This is a genomic window from Acinetobacter sp. P1(2023) (genome assembly GCF_028367635.1).
GTDB lineage: Bacteria > Pseudomonadota > Gammaproteobacteria > Pseudomonadales > Moraxellaceae > Acinetobacter > Acinetobacter pittii_E.
The window spans coordinates 301325-319208 of sequence record NZ_JAQNDD010000001.1; the positions used below are offsets into that span (position 1 = coordinate 301325).

General features: G+C 39.1%; 15 protein-coding genes. 7 read left to right on the plus strand and 8 right to left on the minus strand.

From position 1 onward, the window contains the following. Positions 1–34 precede the first annotated feature (34 nt). Positions 35–3892, minus strand: coding sequence for an ATP-dependent RNA helicase HrpA (gene hrpA / locus POD11_RS01430; protein WP_262456058.1), 3858 nt, complete (start codon positions 3890–3892; stop codon positions 35–37). 352 nt (positions 3893–4244) lie between these two features. Here hrpA and ahpC point away from each other — a divergent pair, with 352 nt between their 5' ends. Together ahpC and POD11_RS01440 are read left to right on the plus strand one after the other, a co-directional pair. After that, the gene (gene ahpC, locus POD11_RS01435) at positions 4245–4808 is read left to right on the plus strand and encodes an alkyl hydroperoxide reductase subunit C (protein ID WP_003652649.1); all 564 of its coding nucleotides are present in this window, start codon (positions 4245–4247) and stop codon (positions 4806–4808) included. 194 nt (positions 4809–5002) lie between these two features. Further along, positions 5003–5218 (plus strand): KTSC domain-containing protein, encoded by a 216-nt coding sequence (locus POD11_RS01440; protein ID WP_262447753.1) that lies wholly within the window; start codon positions 5003–5005, stop codon positions 5216–5218. A gap of 65 nt (positions 5219–5283) precedes the next feature. On the opposite strand, the gene POD11_RS01445 is transcribed toward POD11_RS01440, so the two are convergent. Next, positions 5284–5871, minus strand: a complete 588-nt coding sequence (locus POD11_RS01445; protein ID WP_016141665.1) for an O-methyltransferase — start codon at positions 5869–5871, stop codon at positions 5284–5286. Positions 5872–5916: 45 nt separating this feature from the next. Next, positions 5917–6135, minus strand: coding sequence for a DUF1653 domain-containing protein (locus POD11_RS01450; protein ID WP_004702746.1), 219 nt, complete (start codon positions 6133–6135; stop codon positions 5917–5919). Between the two features lie 257 nt (positions 6136–6392). Between POD11_RS01450 and ahpF the strand changes: the two genes are divergently transcribed. Next, positions 6393–7958, plus strand: a complete 1566-nt coding sequence (gene ahpF, locus POD11_RS01455; RefSeq protein WP_262456060.1) for an alkyl hydroperoxide reductase subunit F — start codon at positions 6393–6395, stop codon at positions 7956–7958. A 171-nt stretch (positions 7959–8129) separates the two neighbouring features. Next, positions 8130–8474: a hypothetical protein gene (locus tag POD11_RS01460; protein ID WP_057074217.1), complete on the plus strand. Its 345-nt coding sequence runs from the start codon at positions 8130–8132 to the stop codon at positions 8472–8474. A gap of 60 nt (positions 8475–8534) precedes the next feature. Here POD11_RS01460 and POD11_RS01465 read toward each other — a convergent pair whose 3' ends face one another. Together POD11_RS01465 and POD11_RS01470 are read right to left on the minus strand one after the other, a co-directional pair. Continuing rightward, positions 8535–9146: a glutathione binding-like protein gene (locus tag POD11_RS01465; RefSeq protein WP_016141668.1), complete on the minus strand. Its 612-nt coding sequence runs from the start codon at positions 9144–9146 to the stop codon at positions 8535–8537. 207 nt (positions 9147–9353) lie between these two features. Continuing rightward, positions 9354–11792: an ExeM/NucH family extracellular endonuclease gene (locus POD11_RS01470; RefSeq protein ID WP_262456061.1), complete on the minus strand. Its 2439-nt coding sequence runs from the start codon at positions 11790–11792 to the stop codon at positions 9354–9356. 145 nt (positions 11793–11937) lie between these two features. Between POD11_RS01470 and trmB the strand changes: the two genes are divergently transcribed. From trmB to POD11_RS01485, 3 genes are all read left to right on the plus strand, one after another. Further along, positions 11938–12654, plus strand: coding sequence for a tRNA (guanosine(46)-N7)-methyltransferase TrmB (trmB, locus tag POD11_RS01475; RefSeq protein WP_163119994.1), 717 nt, complete (start codon positions 11938–11940; stop codon positions 12652–12654). A 172-nt stretch (positions 12655–12826) separates the two neighbouring features. Further along, positions 12827–13201 carry a hypothetical protein gene (locus POD11_RS01480; protein ID WP_016141671.1) on the plus strand — a complete coding sequence of 125 codons (375 nt, stop codon included), beginning with the start codon at positions 12827–12829 and terminating at the stop codon, positions 13199–13201. Between the two features lie 287 nt (positions 13202–13488). Next, on the plus strand, positions 13489–14115 hold the full coding sequence (locus POD11_RS01485; protein ID WP_262456062.1) for a glutathione S-transferase family protein: 627 nt from the start codon (positions 13489–13491) through the stop codon (positions 14113–14115). A gap of 15 nt (positions 14116–14130) precedes the next feature. On the opposite strand, the gene POD11_RS01490 is transcribed toward POD11_RS01485, so the two are convergent. From POD11_RS01490 to POD11_RS01500, 3 genes are all read right to left on the minus strand, one after another. Further along, positions 14131–14910, minus strand: a complete 780-nt coding sequence (locus tag POD11_RS01490) for a Rossmann-like and DUF2520 domain-containing protein (protein ID WP_262456063.1) — start codon at positions 14908–14910, stop codon at positions 14131–14133. A gap of 94 nt (positions 14911–15004) precedes the next feature. Continuing rightward, positions 15005–16432: an OmpA family protein gene (locus POD11_RS01495; RefSeq protein WP_239968028.1), complete on the minus strand. Its 1428-nt coding sequence runs from the start codon at positions 16430–16432 to the stop codon at positions 15005–15007. Between the two features lie 213 nt (positions 16433–16645). Then, positions 16646–17881: a dihydroorotase gene (locus POD11_RS01500; RefSeq protein ID WP_262456064.1), complete on the minus strand. Its 1236-nt coding sequence runs from the start codon at positions 17879–17881 to the stop codon at positions 16646–16648. Positions 17882–17884 lie beyond the last annotated feature (3 nt).

Here is a 17884-nt window from a genome sequence, read left to right on the forward strand (position 1 = left end):
GCTAAACAACAACATAAACAGACCCCGATCTATCTTAACTGATTCCCAAACGATCCCATAACTTTTGCAGTCGAGTTGGCGAAATAGGCATCTTGGTTTTCATCGGCTGAGAAAATAAAGAAATGCGAAATTCTTCCAACATCAAATACAATTCTTTGATTTTTGGATCGTTTTTGAATTTAAATACCTTGTCCATCCATGGATCGACATCGTCAATAGCAGCATGATCTCGCTGTAGATTATTTGGCAATCGATCTAAACGCAATAGCAATGCTTTTAAATAACGCGGGTATTCCTGCCAAAGATCAACCGGTTGGCGGTAAACAAAATTGCCAAGTGACATGAGATCTAGTTGATCTTCAATATCATCAATACTGCGTCCAAACACATCTGGATCAAGCACTAAAAGCTGACGACGGATTTGTTGCCATTGAATATAAATATCACTTAATTGCTCAAGTGCTTGCTGACCATAACTCAAAAATTGCTTTTTGACCTGCTCGAGCAGTTTGTTAAATTCATCTGCATTAATTGGCAAAGTTGTAATTGCCATCTGCAACGTTGCATAGACCAACATCTGCTCAAGCTTAGCTTTATCACCCAAAGGTGAATAAGCCAACGCGAGCGGTTTTGAAATCTGCTTTTTCAACTGACGAACCAAGTCGCCAAGCTGCATATGGACCAGACGAATAATCCCTTCACGATGCTGTTTAATGGCTTCGGCCTGATCATTAAAGGTTTGAATAACAACGCCTGAGTCATCTTTAGCTTCAATTTCAGCAAAAGCTTTTGTCGGGACCAAAGCCTGATATTGTTTCACAACAACACCCGTCACTTTATGTGAAGCCTCAAAAGTAAAATTCTCAGGGAAGTTTTTAAACTCACCTTTTTGCTGTTTCACTGGACGATGTGTTTCTACACGGCAACGCGCTTTTAATTCAGGTAAATCACGGCCTTTAGCAATCAACTTACCTTTTTCATCAATAACCTTAATGAAAGGCACCAAATATGGATCAATGCGTTCAAACGAGAAATCTTTGTCAGTAATTTGCTCACCACGCAAGGCAAAAGCTAAATAACTAAAGATATGTTCACGTAAATGTACAGCATCAATGCCTTGCATGAGCTTACGGGCTGTATCAGGAATTGGCACCACATTACGACGCTTGTCTTTTGGTAAAGCTTTAAGTAAAGCCTCAATTAAATCTTGGCGCCAACCCGGAATTCCCCATGACCAAATATTTTCATCAACCTGAGGCAGCGCCTGCACAGGAATTTGAACAGTTGCACCATCTTCGTCATGGCTCGGGTCAAAATGATATGTGGTTGCTAAACGTAGCTGACCATTGTGCAAATGATCTGGAAATTGCTGCGTTGTTGGTCGGTCATTGAGCCAAAGCGCGTCATCGTCAATAAATAAATAACGTGGATTATTTGCTTCTACTGTGGCACGCCAGTCTTCAAAACTACGACGGCTCGCAATTTCTTCCGGAATTTTAGACGCATAAAACTGATAAATCGTTTCTTCATCGACCACTAAATCACGACGACGCAATTTATCTTCAACTCGCTCCACTTCTTCAAGTTTAAGCAAGTTGTGTTTTAAAAATGGTGGGATCGTACCCAAATTACCTGTGGTTAATGCATCGCGTAAGAAAATCTCATGAGCAGCAGGTTGGTCAACTTTCTCAAAATTAATTAACCGTTTTGGTTCAATAATTAAACCAAACAGTGAAATTTGAGCATACGCATTTACGATCCCAGCTTTCTTAGACCAATGTGGCTCAAAATAGTGATATTTCAATAAGTCACGTGCAGCAAGCAAAATCCATTCAGGGTCAATTTTGGCTAAAGTACGTAAGTACACTTGAGATGTTTCGACCATCTCAAAAGCCATCACCCAAGAGGTATTGGTTTTGTGCAACGTACTTGCTGGAAAAACTTTAGCCTTTTGCTGACGCACCGCCATAAAGGTATTGCGCTCATCAGTTTTATTGGCAATGAACGATAATAAACCTGTCAGCAATGCACGATGCAAGTTTTCATAATTTGCAGGTTTTTCATTAAAGCTGAGTTTTAAACCTTCTGCTAACTCAACTAATTGCTGGTGTGTCTGTTTCCATTCACGTAAACGTAACCAACTTAAAAAATTCTGCTTAGCAAACTGACGTCGTTTATTTTCAGACATCCCTGCTTCACCTTTAGGATTTAAAGTCTCCCAAAGTTTCAAATAAAACAGAAAATCTGAATCTGCTTCTTTAAACAAAGCATGCTTTTGGTCAGCCTGCATTTGTTTATCTGCTGGACGCTCACGCGGATCCTGAACAGCTAAAGCACTCACCACAACCAAAATTTCTTTAAGTACACCAAAATGAGCGCCGCCAACAATCATACGAGCGAGTCGTGGGTCAATTGGCATACGCGCCATCATTTGCCCGACTTTAGTCAGCTCATTTTTCTTCTCGTTAAGTGCACCTAACTCAATCAACAATTTACGGCCATCATTTACAAGGCGGAAATCTGGTGGCTCAATAAAGTCGAAGTTTTCTAGCTCACCTAACCCTAAGCTCTGCATTTGCAAAATAACAGATGCTAAGTTGGTTCGTTTAATTTCTGGTTCGGTAAACTCAGGGCGACTTAAAAAATCTTCTTCGCTATATAAACGAATACACACACCTGGAGCAATACGACCACAACGCCCTTTACGCTGATTGGCTGCGGCTTGAGAAATTGCTTCAATTGGTAAGCGTTGTACACGTGAACGGTAGTTATAACGCGATATACGAGCAAAACCACTATCAATCACATAACGAATATTTGGAACCGTAAGTGCAGTTTCGGCTACGTTCGTCGCAATAATAATACGACGACCTTTTCCACCCGGACTAAAAATCTTTTGTTGTTCAGAAACAGCTAAGCGTGCATACAACGGTAAAATTTCAGTATGTCTTGGTCCGTACTTTTGCAACGTTTCCTGCAACTCGCGAATTTCTTGCTCTGTGCTTGAGAAAATTAGAATATCAGCATGTTCTGGATGATCTTTTGCTTCTGCATCCGCAAAGCATTCTTCTACCGCTTGTACAACTGCACGAGGAAGGTTTTCTTCGAAATCATCAAACTCGTCGTCATCACTGCCGCCAATATTCATTTCTGAAATTGGGCGGTAAAGCACTTCGACAGGATAACTACGCCCTTCTACTTCAAAAATAGGTGCGTCATTAAAATAATTACTAAAGCGATTTACATCTAAAGTGGCCGAAGTCACAATCACTTTTAGATCTGGGCGTTTTGGCAGTAATTGCTTTAAATAACCCATAATAAAATCGATATTGAGTGAGCGTTCATGCGCTTCATCAATAATGATCGTGTCATATTTAGACAAGAAGCGGTCATTGCCTAACTCGGCAAGCAAAATACCATCGGTCATTAACCGCACAATTGAATCTTGCGAACCTTGTTCATTAAAACGAATTTTAAAACCAATCGATTCACCAAGCTTTTCGCCAACTTCTTCTGCAATACGCTGAGAAACACTACGTGCAGCTAAACGACGTGGCTGGGTATGACCAATCATACCGGTTAAGCCGCGGCCTGCTAACATTGCAATCTGAGGAAGCTGTGTGGTTTTACCCGAACCCGTCTCACCCGCCACAATAATGACCTGATGCTTTTGAATTGCATCAATTAAACGATCAGCATATTGAGAGACAGGTAAATCCTGATTCAGTTTAATTTTAGGGAGACGTTCAAAACGCTGTCTTACTTTGGCATTCGATTGTTCAAATAATTTTTCAATCTCTGCTGCATTGGCTTTTTTATCTTTACGCAAACGATTTAAACGGTAACGATCTCTTGCCATTACCCACTGATCAATATTTAAATCATTCTGCACAGACAAATTTTCCTGAAAATACAACAATCCTCTATTTTACGCTCTAATGACCATAAGGTAAAACAATTGGGTTTTTATATATTTTTAATTTTTTAAAATTTTGCCCTTGAATTTTGTCTCACTAGACTTCATGTTGTTAGGCAAGTTTCTTTTACGATAACTGTCATTTGATTTACATGTTTTTGCAGTCAAATCGAATACAGTGTTTGGGGACTTAAAAATCGTAAATTTATTACTTATTCGATTTTCCGATTTTAGTCATGTAAAAATACTATTTCCCCAATAAAGAATTTTTATTTATTCTAGATCTCGTAAACAAGTTTAAATATAAACCTCAATCATGGAGACAATGATGAGCTTGATTAATACTGAAGTTAAACCATTCCAAGCAACTGCTTACCACAACGGCCAATTTGTTGAAGTTAACGAAACTAACCTTAAAGGTAAATGGTCTGTTGTATTCTTCTATCCAGCTGACTTCACTTTCGTTTGTCCAACTGAACTTGGTGACTTAGCTGACAACTACGCTGAATTCCAAAAACTTGGTGTTGAAATTTATGCTGTATCTACTGATACACACTTCACTCACAAAGCTTGGCACGACACTTCTGAAGAAATCAAAAAAATCCAATATCCATTAGTTGGTGACCCAACTTGGACTCTTTCTAAAAACTTCGACGTTCTTATCGAATCTGAAGGTTTAGCTGACCGTGGTACTTTCGTTATCGATCCAGAAGGTAAAATCCAAATCGTAGAACTCAACGCTGGTGGTATCGGCCGTGACGCATCTGAACTTCTTCGTAAAGTAAAAGCTGCTCAATACGTACACGCTCACCCAGGTGAAGTTTGCCCAGCTAAATGGAAAGAAGGCGAAGCAACTCTTGCTCCATCTATCGACCTAGTTGGTAAAATCTAATCTCTTATTAGATTTTAAAAACTCAAAGAACCACCCCTCATCGGGTGGTTCTTTTGTTTTGAATAAGCACATCACATTTTCTACTGATACTTTTACAATTATGCCCTTCCCCATTACAAGAAGTTTGAGTAATGTCGAATAAATAACCGATGTTTTTTGAGCTTAAATCATATGAAATAAAAGGGGAAAAATTTATGGCGAATACTGTGGCAGTCACTTCATGGAAATACAATGCGACTTCACGTCATCTAAAAATATTTTATAGCGATGGTTCGGGCGAACTTTATCATCCTGTACCAGAATTTATTTATGACAACTTATTACGCTCAACAGACAAAGCTGCTTTTGTACATAAATATTTAGAATTCGACTTACACTTTACTCGCCTGTCTTTAGTCAATGCGTTATAACCTAATAAAGTAAGGCCTGCGTTGAACAGGCCTTTATGAACGACTAAATCATATTTTTAAATGACTTATCTCGCCACTACAATACATAAACCAGCGCCTACGGGTAAAATACTGCTCATAAAATTTTCATCTTTTTTAATTAAAGACAAGAATGAACTGACCTCAGCCGCATGTGAAATGACATTATCAATAATGAGTACGCCACCTTTTGGCTTCATTAAACGTTTTAAATCTGGCCAATAATTCTCATAAGCAGGACGCTCAGCATCTAACAAAATAAAATCGAAAGTTTCCTGAGCTTCTTTTAAATAGTCGGCTGCATCTCCTACCCAAAAATCAACCAATTCATCTAATGCCAGTTCAGTCGCATGGCGTTTCGCCTCATTACTCCGATTGGCATCGATTTCAAGCGTGGTTACTTTACCGTGTGTTGCTTGTGCCGCCTCAGCAAGCCATAAAGTAGAATAACCTGTTGAAGTCCCGATTTCTAAAATTGATTTGGCTTGCTGCATTCGAATAAATTGCGATAGCAGTTTCGCAGACTCAGCCTCAATATTGCGATACCTTAGCAAACGATCTGCCTGCTGGGCATCATGTCGTTTAAAGGTGTCATATAAATCGGCAACTCTTTGTAAGAAAAAAGTATTTGGCATATATCCACCCTTTAAAATCGTTATTTTATATGACAGCCGTTTGAATTAAGTGCTTTGAATTAACTTAAAGCGCGGCACGATACTTCCATCAGCCATTTGAACCGTTTCAGTAAACATATCTAGTGGACGTACCCAAGTTGAATAGTCACCATAAAGACACTGATAAACGACTAATTCTTCTTCAGTCTCGCTGTGTTTTGCTACAGAAAAAACTTGATAGAGATTACCTTTATAATGCTGATAAATGCCGCGTTGCAATGACATGAAAGTACCTTTTAATGTTATGACATAAAATCTTTACAGCCATATAACATATATAAATTTTTAAATACTTTCACTTTAAAACGCTACAAAAGATAAAAAAGCTTATTTTAGAGATAAATTATTGATCTTATTTATGAATGGTTTCAATAATTCAAAAAACCGATTAAATATATAAAAACATACTGTTTTACCTATTTTATGTTTTAACGTACTATGCATCTATTGAAAGAATTTGGATGCATTGGAGTAAAAAACAGATGTTAGATCAAAACATTAAAACTCAATTAAAAGCTTACTTAGAACGTTTAGAAAGTCCAATCGAATTAGTTGCTGCTTTAGATGAGTCAGATAAAGCTGCTCAAATTAAAGAACTCGTCACTGAAATCGCCGAGCTTTCTGACCAAGTCACTGCCCGTTTTGATGGCAACAATACACGTCGTCCAAGCTTTGGTGTGGCTAAAGCAGGTGAACAGCCTCGTGTGTTCTTTGCAGGATTACCAATGGGCCATGAGTTTACGTCTTTGATCTTGGCACTGTTACAGGTATCTGGCTATGCACCTAAAGTGTCAGATGAAGTGCTCAACCAGATTAAAGGCTTAAACCTCAAAGCAAACTTTGATGTGTTTGTATCGCTAAGCTGTCATAACTGTCCTGATGTAGTACAGGCGCTTAACCTGATTGCGATTTATAACCCGAACACAACAGCAACCATGATTGACGGTTCCTTCTTCCAAGACGAAGTCGAACAACGCAAAATCATGGCTGTACCGATGGTATTCCAAGACAACGAACACATTGGCCAAGGTCGTATGACCCTTGAAGAGATTGTGGCGAAACTTGACACTAACTCAGCTGAAAAAGACGCAACAGCACTAAATGCCAAAGATGCATTTGATGTATTGGTGATTGGTGGTGGGCCTGCTGGTGCTACAGCTGCGATCTATGCTGCTCGTAAAGGCATTAACACAGGTATCGTAGCTGAACGCTTTGGTGGTCAGGTCATGGATACCATGGACATTGAAAACTTCACCTCTGTGCAAAAGACACAAGGTCCTAAGTTTGCTGCCGAGATGGAAGCCCATGTCCGTGAATATGATGTTGATATCATGAACTTGCAACGTGTGAGCAAAATCACGGGTGCCAATCAAACTGCAAATGGCTTGGTTGAAGTTGAACTTGAAAACGGCGCAAAACTTGAATCAAAAACAGTGATCCTTTCAACAGGTGCACGTTGGAGAGAAATGAATGTACCGGGTGAGCAAGAATACCGTACCCGTGGTGTCGCGTACTGCCCACACTGTGATGGTCCGTTGTTCAAAGGCAAACGTGTTGCAGTGATTGGTGGCGGTAACTCAGGTGTTGAAGCTGCGATTGACCTTGCAGGAATTGTTGAGCATGTGACACTGGTTGAATTCGATACCAAACTTCGTGCTGACCAAGTGTTGCAAAACAAATTGCATAGCTTGCCAAACACAACTGTGATTATGAATGCGTTAAGTACAGAAGTGCTGGGTGATGGCTCACAAGTGACTGGTCTTAAATATAAAGACCGTGCCACTGATGAAGAGCATGTGGTAGAGCTCGCAGGGATCTTTGTACAGATTGGTTTACTGCCAAACACTGACTTCTTGAAAGACAGTGAAGTTGAGTTAACCAACCGTGGCGAGATCATTGTCAATGACCGCAACGAAACCAATGTTCAAGGTGTGTTTGCTGCGGGTGACTGTACGACTGTACCTTACAAGCAAATCATTATTGCCACAGGTGAAGGCGCTAAAGCATCACTCTCTGCGTTTGATTACATCATCCGTTCTGGGCAGTAAAATCGGTCAAATCATTATGGTTTAGTTCAAGCCTAGCATTACAAAATGCTAGGCTTTTTTAATAATAGAGTTACAACTTCTTAACAATTTTCGATCTTTATTAATCATTTACTTTATGTTTATATTTTAGACATCCATATTTGGATGCCATGAATTAGAAGGAAAAACACAATGAATAAATTACTTGTTGCTTTAGGTCTTGCTGCGACTGTTGCCCTTGTTGGTTGTAATAAAGATAAAGCTCCAGAAACTGGCGCGACTACAGGTGAACATTTAGAAAATGCTGCTCAACAAGCAAGTGCTGATATCAAGTCTGCTGGTGATAAAGCTGCTGATGATATTGCAACTGCAACAGACAACGCTTCAGACAAAATTGATGCTGCTGCTGACCATGCTGCTGATGCAACCGCTGATGCTGCTGCGCAAACTGAAGCGACTGCACGTAAGGCAACTGCTGATACAGCTCAAGCTGTTGAAAATACTGCTGCTGAAGTGAAAAAAGACGCTCAACACTAATCGTCTTTAGTATAAAAAAGCCCCTATTGATTAGGGGCTTTTTCATGTCTTTAAAATCTATTATGAAATTAAGCCTTCATCACGCATCGCAATTTGTACAGATTGACGTTCTGCAACTTTATTACGTAATGCAATAATGTGCTTATATGGTGTTAAATCATGCTCAATTGAGTTTGACCAATTTGTTAAAACAAATAGATAAGCATCTGCTGGACCGAAATTATCATTTACTAAATAATCGTAATCAGATTCAGACAAATAATTATCGATATATTTTAAAAGACGATCAATTTCTGCATAAGCTTTGGTTTTTTCATCAGTGGTTAACGGCGCCCCAAAGAAGACTGCATAAGCATCATGTAATTCAGAGTTCAAATATCCCAACCACTCCAATACTTTCGCACGGCCCATCCCTGATGGCGGAATTAAATCCTGCTTAGGATCATGCTGAGCAAGGAAAGGTAAAATCGCAACATTTTCAGTTAACATTAAACCCGGATTAATTTCTAATGCCGGTACATATCCCTTTGGATTAATTTCGTAATAGTCGGCGCCTTTTTCTGTTTTATGTGTTTTTAAATCTACTCGTTCTAAGTCAAAATCAACATTAATTTCATTTAAAATAATATGTGCAGCTAAAGAACATGCGCCTGGCGAATAATATAATTTCATATCTGATCCTTGTTATCTCATATTAACGTTTTAAATTGCTTCTAGAAAACCTGCAAGGTTTGCACAATTCCTTAATTGTAAAAAAGCGTAAACTTATAAAATACTTACACCATCTAATATTCTTGAAAAATTTATTCCTTGCAAGTTGTCTTGCGTGACGATTGTTTAAAATATGATAAAACACATTTGCGTCACGCAACTTTTCCGTTAATTACGCTTAAAAAGCTGACTAAGCCAATTCATTAATTCAGTTAAGAAATCAAAAATACCGTTTTTCTTATCATCATCAGGATGGCTTGAGTCTTTTCCATTTAAATCTAGATCGACAATTACAGGGTCATGATCTGAAGAACGATAAGCATCTTCACCATAGAACAAGGCCTTTTGCTCATCAGTTTTATATTCTTCATTGTAGTCTAAAGCTGTTGGCTCATCTGCATTGATATGCCATGCAAAAGTTCTTACCACTTTTGGATATAAAGAGGCATCTGCAATTGCATGGTCTAAGTTACCTGCTCCACCATTACCATTGGCATCACTTGCAACACCAAAAACATAGCTATATGCCTGAGCCCCTTGCCCTACCTTGGCGTCATTCAGCAAAACTTTGTAGTTCGCTTTTTCAAATGACAAAATTGGTTCTTCTTTTGCATAGCTGTTCATATCCCCGACAAGTAAAGCATTTTGCTTAGGCACTTGAGTTGGATTTTTCGCGAGCCACTGCACAATTTGATCAACTGCTTTTACACGAGTCGGGTTCCAGCAACCTTGACCATCTTTCTGGTCTGCATCACTTGAGTTAGCATCAACTCCGCTACAGCTTTTCGATTTTAAGTGGTTTGGAATAACAGTAAAGGTTTTATTGCCACGAACGGCTTGGAAACTTTGCGCCAATGTTGTTCGGTTCTTGTCGCCTAAATCAAGCACAACAGCTTTGTTTAAAGGCTTAACACGCTTGCTGTTATAAATAATAGCAACCGCAATTGCATCACCACCTAAACGGTCTAAGTTTTCAGGAACGACGTATTTCCAGTCGCTACCTAAAGCACTCGTTAAATGAGCAATTGCACTGTTAGGCCCATAACCATTGTTCGCAATTTCCATTAAACCGTAGACATCGGCATCAATCGCTTTGAGTGCACTCACAATTTTACGGTGCTGTTTATCAAACTCAGCTTGTGTCGTTGCGCCGCGCTCTGTTGGGAAACCCGTTGCACCATTGTCATAATTCAAAACGTTAAATGAAGCTACGCGAATGTGATTAGCATTTTTGGTAATGACACTTTGACGCGGGTTTGTTTGAGTAATCACTTCAGGTTGATTGCGCCCAAGTACAGGTTGCACACGCCAACCATTAAAACGGTATTCCAAAATACCTTCAGCATTTTTAAGTTGATAACCCGAACGTAGCGTATTGGCAGCGCTAAAATTTGTCGGTAACCAAGGAGTACGGTTTTGATTGTTATAGCCGTCATCAAAAATAATTTTCGACAGTAAGTTTTTCTGGGCTAGAGCTTTAGCTTCAGGAGATAACGCTGGGTATAAATTGGTTGGAATATATAAGCGACCTAGGCTTAAGGATAGTTCACCATAACGACCGTAATTGTAGTTCTCGCTCACCGTTAAAGTCTGAGGTAATTTGACCAACATGCCTTGATAACGCTGCGGTGAATTAATTGAGCCACCCGTTAAACTAGCAAACGGAAGTTCAAGGTTAATCGGCTGAACTTGATTTGCCATATCGCTATTACAAGCTTGAATATCTTGTTGTAATTGATCTAATTGCAACTGGTTTTGGTAGGTCGTTAAACGTCCACGTAAAATAACCTCATCGCCAACTTGCCCACCTTTCACGGCACTACTATTCGGAATATAAACAAAAATGGCATTGCTGACATTTGCACGTGCTTTCGTATCAGGTGTTTGAACATAAAAACCTGAGAAACCATTGGCATAACGATAGTCGGCAGTAATCACCCCACGTACGGTATAAGTCTGGTTTTGCGCTGCGGTTGCTAAATCAGCAATTGGTGTATCTGGGCTTGAACAACTTACTGTTTCAACCGGAGGCTGAGTTGTAGAACCCGATAAATTTGAAAAGTCATTTCGGTTTGTCCATACCGACCATGAACGATCCAAATCAAATGCTGCGGTTGCATCAATACTTAAAGCTGGGTTCTCAGTTTCAAGACGCTTAAAACTATTTCCCAAGCTTGAAACTGCTGTCCCCCATCCCGCAGCTGGACGTTCACCAATACGGCCAAAACGGTCTACAGGCATTCCTTTATAAACCAGTACAACCGCATCATCTCCATTAAAAGATAAAGCAGCGACCTGATTTACTTTACTACCAAGTTCAGCCTGTAACTCTGAGCGACCTACCAAAAACTTCTGCTTAGTGGTTAATGACCCTTGTAAACGGAAAGTCGCTGTTTTTGCGGTTCCACCATTATTAAATTGTTGAATTTCATAGTCGGCTAAATTAACTGTAGTGCCGTCTGGATTATAAATTTCCAAACCTTTGCGGTTACTACTGCCGTCAACATATTGACTAAACATGAGCTGTGCTTGTGCCCAAGGACTATAGGTAAAAGCACCCAGTGCCCCTAATAGCACAGAAAGTGTGCGTAATTGAAAAGTTTTCATGAGTAAATATGTTCATTTGAAATTTATATAGATTCTTAGATTAAATATTGAACATGACATCTACATGAAGAAAAACACCGAAACATTTGACTTGACCACATGAAGACTTAAAATACCGCATTTGAATTTCAATATTGCCAAGGTTATGTCGATCGATCAGTTAGAAACGCAAATTGCAGACTTAGATAATTTGCCTGAACACCGTGAAATTGTGACGTTTATGCGTCGTTCAGCACCCCTTAATACGTCTCAACGCACGGCATTAGAACAACATCGCGATTTAATTTTGGAATATCCTGTTGGTGACTTACGCCAACACTTCGAACATCCAGAACGTCCTTTAACTGTTGAAATCGGTTTTGGTATGGGTCGTTCATTAGTGCTTATGGCAAAAGCAAACCCTGAACGTAACTATGTGGGTATTGAAGTCCACGTACCTGGTATTGCTCAGTGTCTTTATGAAGCTGGTATGGCAGAACTTAAAAACTTACGTGTACTTGATGCAGACGCAATTCAGGTTTTACGTGAAATGCCAGACAACAGTATTAACTGCGTACAACTTTACTTCCCAGACCCTTGGCAAAAGAAACGTCATTTCAAACGCCGTTTTGTTATTCATGAACGTATGCAATTGGTTGAACAGAAACTTGAGCTTGGTGGCACATTCCACGCAGCAACAGATTGGGAACCGTATGCGGAATGGATGCTTGATATTTTAGATAATCGTCCAGATCTTGAGAACTTGGCGGGTAAAGGCAACAGTTACCCTCGTCCAGACTGGCGTCCAATCACTAAGTTCGAACGTCGTGGTATTGAGTCAGGTCATAAAATTAATGACTTTATCTTTAAAAAGATTAAGTAAATAATAAAAAAAAGGCTTAGTAATAAACTAAGCCTTTTTATTTTAAAACCAATCTAGTGAAAAAGTAGAATTAAAAATTAGCTGAGCATAAAGAGTTAAATGAAAATAACTTTTGAATTATTAGTTATATAAATATAATAATAACCATCATTTTAACCAAACAGAAATAACAATGAAGCTTTTCACATTTCTAATTTGCATAATTGTCTCAAGTGGCTGCTTTGCCTCAACTCAAGAAGACTTTGAACTTAAATATTACAAGTTAATGGAACGATACATTCAAACACAATCGGACAGAAATCAAATCATTTCCACAGAAGCAAAAACTGAGCAAGAAGATCTTGTTAGGTCTAATAAACTCAAAGCTCTTGATTGCAAAGGATGGAAAGAAAATATTGAACTTTTTGACTTTATCTTAAGTAGATTTAAAGAATATGAATCAGCCTCAGAAGAGGTTAGAACAATGGGATATACTAAAGAAAATCTACAGGAAGATTCTGAATGGCTGCGTGAGCAATTACACAAGCCAGAGAACCAATGTAGATAAACCAAAATTCAAAAAACCGCCGAAGTGCGGTTTTTTATTACCTGATAAAAGCGGATACAGACAACTTAAGGAGCGGATGCTCATTTTGTTTCCAAGTAACTCTTGAGGTATGTTAAATCCTTCTTTAATCCACCCTCAAAACAAAAAACTCACAAGCAATATAATTTTCTTTAAATACCACTTTATTTATTCTCTAGACTTATTAATATTCATAAATCATGTTAAAGATATAAGAATGAACGCTTCACTAACTAATTACTTAAACTCACGAAAAGTCAGAAAACAATATGTTAAAAATTTTAGGGCGCGATAACTCCATTAATGTTCGCAAAGTCTTATGGCTGTGTGAAGAACTAAATCTTGAATATGAAAGAGAAGATTGGGGACGAGGCTTTCGCTCTGCTCAATCACCTGAATATTTACAATTAAACCCAAATGGACAAATTCCGGTTGTTTTAGATGGCGATTTAGTCCTTTGGCAGTCCAACAGTATTATCCGTTATTTGGCAAATGCTTACGATAAAGAACATCAGCTTTACCCTTCTCAAGCTAAAGAAAGATTCTTTGTTGACCAGTGGATTGACTGGCAAGCGATCGAGCTGAATAACAGCTGGACTTATACGATTATGTCTCTACTTAGACATTCTCCAGATCATCAAGATCCAAACTTATTACAACAAGGTATTGATGACTGGAATCATCATATGCAGATTCTTGATCAACAACTCGAAAAAACTCAGGCCTATGTTGCAGGTACTGAGTTCACTCTAGCGGATATTCCAATTGGTCTATCTGTACAGCGCTGGAAAGCCACTCCTTTTAACCATCCAACGCTTAAGCATGTCGACCAATATTTTGAACTGTTAAATCAGCGTGCTGGCTTCTTAAAATGGGGCAATAACGGCGAACCTTAATTTTAAAAATAAGCTTTAAGCTGAGTGATGGCGCTTCAAAATGCCATCACTTAAAAGTTGATACACCTGTTTTAAATCATCTCGATTTGCTTTAGCCAATAAGTCTTGATGCATTGCCAAGATATTATGATCTCCCCTTACCGCAGGCCCAGTTTGCATTTGCTTTGGATCATTCTCAGTCGCTTTTTTAGCTGTTTCCAAAATTAAAGGATAGAGCAAGCTAAAGTCCACCTGCTCTTTATCTACAACCTGTTTTGCCATATCAAAACAGTAATTACTAAAATTACAAGCGAACACAGCCGCTAAGTGTAAAGTTAAACGTTGTTTTGAAGTATATTGATATACTCGGTTACTTAGGCTATTTGCTAAATCTGAAAGTAGCTCCTGATCGACATCTCTTATTGCTTCAACAAATAACGGCGTTGCAGACCAAACAACATCTCTTTCTAAGCTAAATGTTTGTAATGGATAAAACACCCCTGCTTTTTTATGTACATGACTGATGACTTCAATATCAGTACTGCCCGAGGTATGAACAATAAGTGTGTCAGGAAAGAATTCATGAACTTGTTTTACAAGCTCTGCAATTGCACTATCTGAAACTGCCAGAATAATTAACTCAGTCGGTTGAAATTCGCGAAGAGACTGACAGGCTTTTGCTTGGATTTTCTCTGCAAATTTCTGGGTCTTCTCAAAATCACGCGCATAGACTTGTACGATGTGATGACCTTGAGCCAAAAGTACTTTTGCCAAATGAAAGGCAACTCGCCCACTTCCCACCAAACTGATTTTCATATCAATCCAACACTATTTGTTTCAACAAAAAAGCTTCTCAAAATGAGAAGCTTTTTTCAAATTAAAATAACTAATTTTTTAATTCATCAGAGCATTATTGAGCTACTGAAAACTCAATACGACGGTTTTTAAAACGCCCTTCTTCTGTCGTGTTCTCTGCAACTGGTTGATCAGAGCCATGACCTTGTGCAACTAATTTAGACCCATCTACACCTTTAGATGTTAAATAGTCGACCACAGCTTGAGCACGGCGTTGTGATAAAGCTTTATTTGCCGCAGCATTACCAGTCGAGTCAGTATGACCGCCTACATTTAATTTCACACCGCTTACTTTATTTAAAAGTGTTGCAGCTTGATCAAGAATAGCTTTGTTATCTGCCGGAATGTCACTAGAGCCACTCGCAAAATTAATGATTTGCAAGTTAAGCGCTTTCACTAACGCATTTACATCGACATTGTTCGGGTCAATTGAGCCCAAAGCAGTTTGCGAAGCAGTTAAGCTATTACTTACAGACTGTTCAGTTGTTTCTGGTGCTGTAGAAACGACTTCAGTGTGAGGAACAAGTGCTTTTACTTTTGCGGTTAATGCTGCTAAAGCTGCTGCATCACCTGCTTTCAAAGTAATTTTGTCACCTATCCATTCTAAAGATGCATTTGGCACACCTTTTAATGCACCAAGTACGCCCGCCAGCGCATCTTTGTCTGTAAATCCAGCCGCATAAGTTTGACTAGTATCCACATTACAATCTTGAGTTGATGAGAAAACTTGCTTAACTTGGGTTTGTAATGTTGCTAAGAATCCTTGATCACCAATACCTGCCTGACACTGGCTCACAGCACCTTTATCATCTGTACTTAAAGTTAAACTCGCAGGCGCGGCTGCAGTAGTTGCTTCAACACCACTAGCAGCCGTAGGTTCAGGTGCTGGTACAGCTTCTTTATGCTGGCAAGAACGCCATAACCAAGCAATGATAAGACCCAAAATAATTAAGGCAATAATAGGGAGGAACCCACGAGATTTGCCTGTTTTTTCGCTGGCTGCAGCTAATGGCGGGGCTGCTGAAGTTGCATGTGGAACTGAAGATAAACCTGCACCAAGTCCTAAAGGAGCTAATAGACCTACTGCCCATCCCGGTAAATGCGAACGAATGGTTTCTGCGTGCTGACGTAAATAATTCACAATACTCTGTTGATCATTTCCGGCAACATCCGAAATTGCATTAAGGCTAGGTTTAATTGCACTGTTAAGTGTGCTTTCGATTTCATTATTTGGTGCTGTACCACTTAAATGAGTCAGTACAGTATTCTTGATTTGGTCATTATGAGAAAAAAGGTCTGATAACGAGGGAGCCAAACTGTTTTTTAATTGTCCAATAAGATCAGGTTTAGCAGCTAATAATGAAAGTAAAATGGGATAAAACTTAGATAAAGCATTCGATTTTTCGCCTAGGTATCCGTCCTGGTTATTTAATAATGTTGATGATACTTTTTCTTTAAGCAGTTCTATAGGGTTTATCGACATTGATTATTCTCCCGAATCTTATAAGTCGTAACCAGCAACTTTTGATTATTCAAATACTTCTCTTTGCTGATAGTTTTTTATTCTAATCCGTGCTCAATCTTTTGTTGTTTTTTAAATAATTTATATACAAATTTCCATCTATTATTTACAAAACAGGTAGACCTCATTGATCTACCTGTTTATATTTTAAATTTAATTTAACTAAGCGTTTGATCAATTAGCAAAAGTTTGAAGTACTTTACCCGTAAGGTTTTGACCCAATAATGGGGTGTTTTTCCCTTGTGATAAAATAGTTTCTTTGCTTACCGTCCAGCTTAATTCAGGATCTACTAATACCCATCCTGCTTCATCTTTCCAACGCGTAGTCATATTAGCAACCTGCGCAGGCACGCTGGTCACTTTTTCAACCCACTCTAAAGGTTCGAATAAACCTTCATTAATAAGCTGAATACCTAAAGATACATAGGTATCAAAAGCGGTAATTCCCGGTTGAGTTTCAGCAAACGGCGCCATTTTTGCAGAACTGCTTAAAGGCTCATGATGCGTACAAATCGCATCAATCACGCCTTCTTTTAAGCCTTGACGTAAAAGTTCTTTATCTTGCTCAGAACGCAATGGTGGACGAACATGCGCAAGCGAATTGAAACCATCCGTTAAATGTTCAGTTAAATGCAACTGATGCATTGCGACATCGGCAGTTACAGGTAAACCCTTTGCTTTTGCTGCACGAATTAATTCAACTGATGCACCACACGACAACAAACCAAAGTGCGCTTTTACACCAGTTGCTTCAATCATAAGCAGATACTTTGCAATTGCTACAGTTTCAGCAATTGCAGGAATCATTGGCAAACCTTGGCGAGAAGCAATAAAGCCTTCGTGTGCACATCCGTCTTTAGCAATTTGAGGCTCTTCGGCATAAAACACGACTGTTAATCCGAGACCCGCTGCATATTCCAAGGTACGAATAACCACATCATCATTTTCAAAAGCAGCATTCGCGTTAGAAACAGCAGTACAACCACCTTTTTTCAGGCCCGCCATATTTGCAGGTTGTTTACCATTTAAGCCTTGGGTTTGGGCACCAATGATATGCATGTGAATGCCACCATCATGCCATGCCTTTTCAATCAAGCCATGAATAAGCGCACCATTGTCTTGTACAATCGGCTTTGAGTCAGGTGGAGTAATGACATGCAAAATACCATTGCCACGTGCTGCCTTGCCTTCCGACTTTAATGTCCCATGCTGTTGTTGACCCGGTTCACGTAAACGCGCACACAAATCAACCATGGTTGGCATTAACCATTTACCTTGTCCATCAATGGTTTGTTCAACTTGCTCTACCGGAGCAACCAACTTGCCATTTTCAAGATATACAGTTTGTACGCTGTCAGTTTTCTGGATTGGGTCTAACACACGTACATTTTCAATTTTTACAATACTCATGTG

Bases quoted from the DNA above. Each gene is read 5' to 3' on its own strand.
- ahpC (WP_003652649.1), top strand. From the start codon at position 4,245: ATGAGCTTGATTAATACTGAAGTTAAACCATTCCAAGCAACTGCTTAC.
- POD11_RS01440 (WP_262447753.1), top strand. From the start codon at position 5,003: ATGGCGAATACTGTGGCAGTCACTTCATGGAAATACAATGCGACTTCA.
- POD11_RS01445 (WP_016141665.1), bottom strand. From the start codon at position 5,871: ATGCCAAATACTTTTTTCTTACAAAGAGTTGCCGATTTATATGACACC.
- POD11_RS01450 (WP_004702746.1), bottom strand. From the start codon at position 6,135: ATGTCATTGCAACGCGGCATTTATCAGCATTATAAAGGTAATCTCTAT.
- ahpF (WP_262456060.1), top strand. From the start codon at position 6,393: ATGTTAGATCAAAACATTAAAACTCAATTAAAAGCTTACTTAGAACGT.
- POD11_RS01460 (WP_057074217.1), top strand. From the start codon at position 8,130: ATGAATAAATTACTTGTTGCTTTAGGTCTTGCTGCGACTGTTGCCCTT.
- POD11_RS01465 (WP_016141668.1), bottom strand. From the start codon at position 9,146: ATGAAATTATATTATTCGCCAGGCGCATGTTCTTTAGCTGCACATATT.
- POD11_RS01470 (WP_262456061.1), bottom strand. From the start codon at position 11,792: ATGAAAACTTTTCAATTACGCACACTTTCTGTGCTATTAGGGGCACTG.
- trmB (WP_163119994.1), top strand. From the start codon at position 11,938: ATGTCGATCGATCAGTTAGAAACGCAAATTGCAGACTTAGATAATTTG.
- POD11_RS01480 (WP_016141671.1), top strand. From the start codon at position 12,827: ATGAAGCTTTTCACATTTCTAATTTGCATAATTGTCTCAAGTGGCTGC.
- POD11_RS01485 (WP_262456062.1), top strand. From the start codon at position 13,489: ATGTTAAAAATTTTAGGGCGCGATAACTCCATTAATGTTCGCAAAGTC.
- POD11_RS01490 (WP_262456063.1), bottom strand. From the start codon at position 14,910: ATGAAAATCAGTTTGGTGGGAAGTGGGCGAGTTGCCTTTCATTTGGCA.
- POD11_RS01495 (WP_239968028.1), bottom strand. From the start codon at position 16,432: ATGTCGATAAACCCTATAGAACTGCTTAAAGAAAAAGTATCATCAACA.
- POD11_RS01500 (WP_262456064.1), bottom strand. From the start codon at position 17,881: ATGAGTATTGTAAAAATTGAAAATGTACGTGTGTTAGACCCAATCCAG.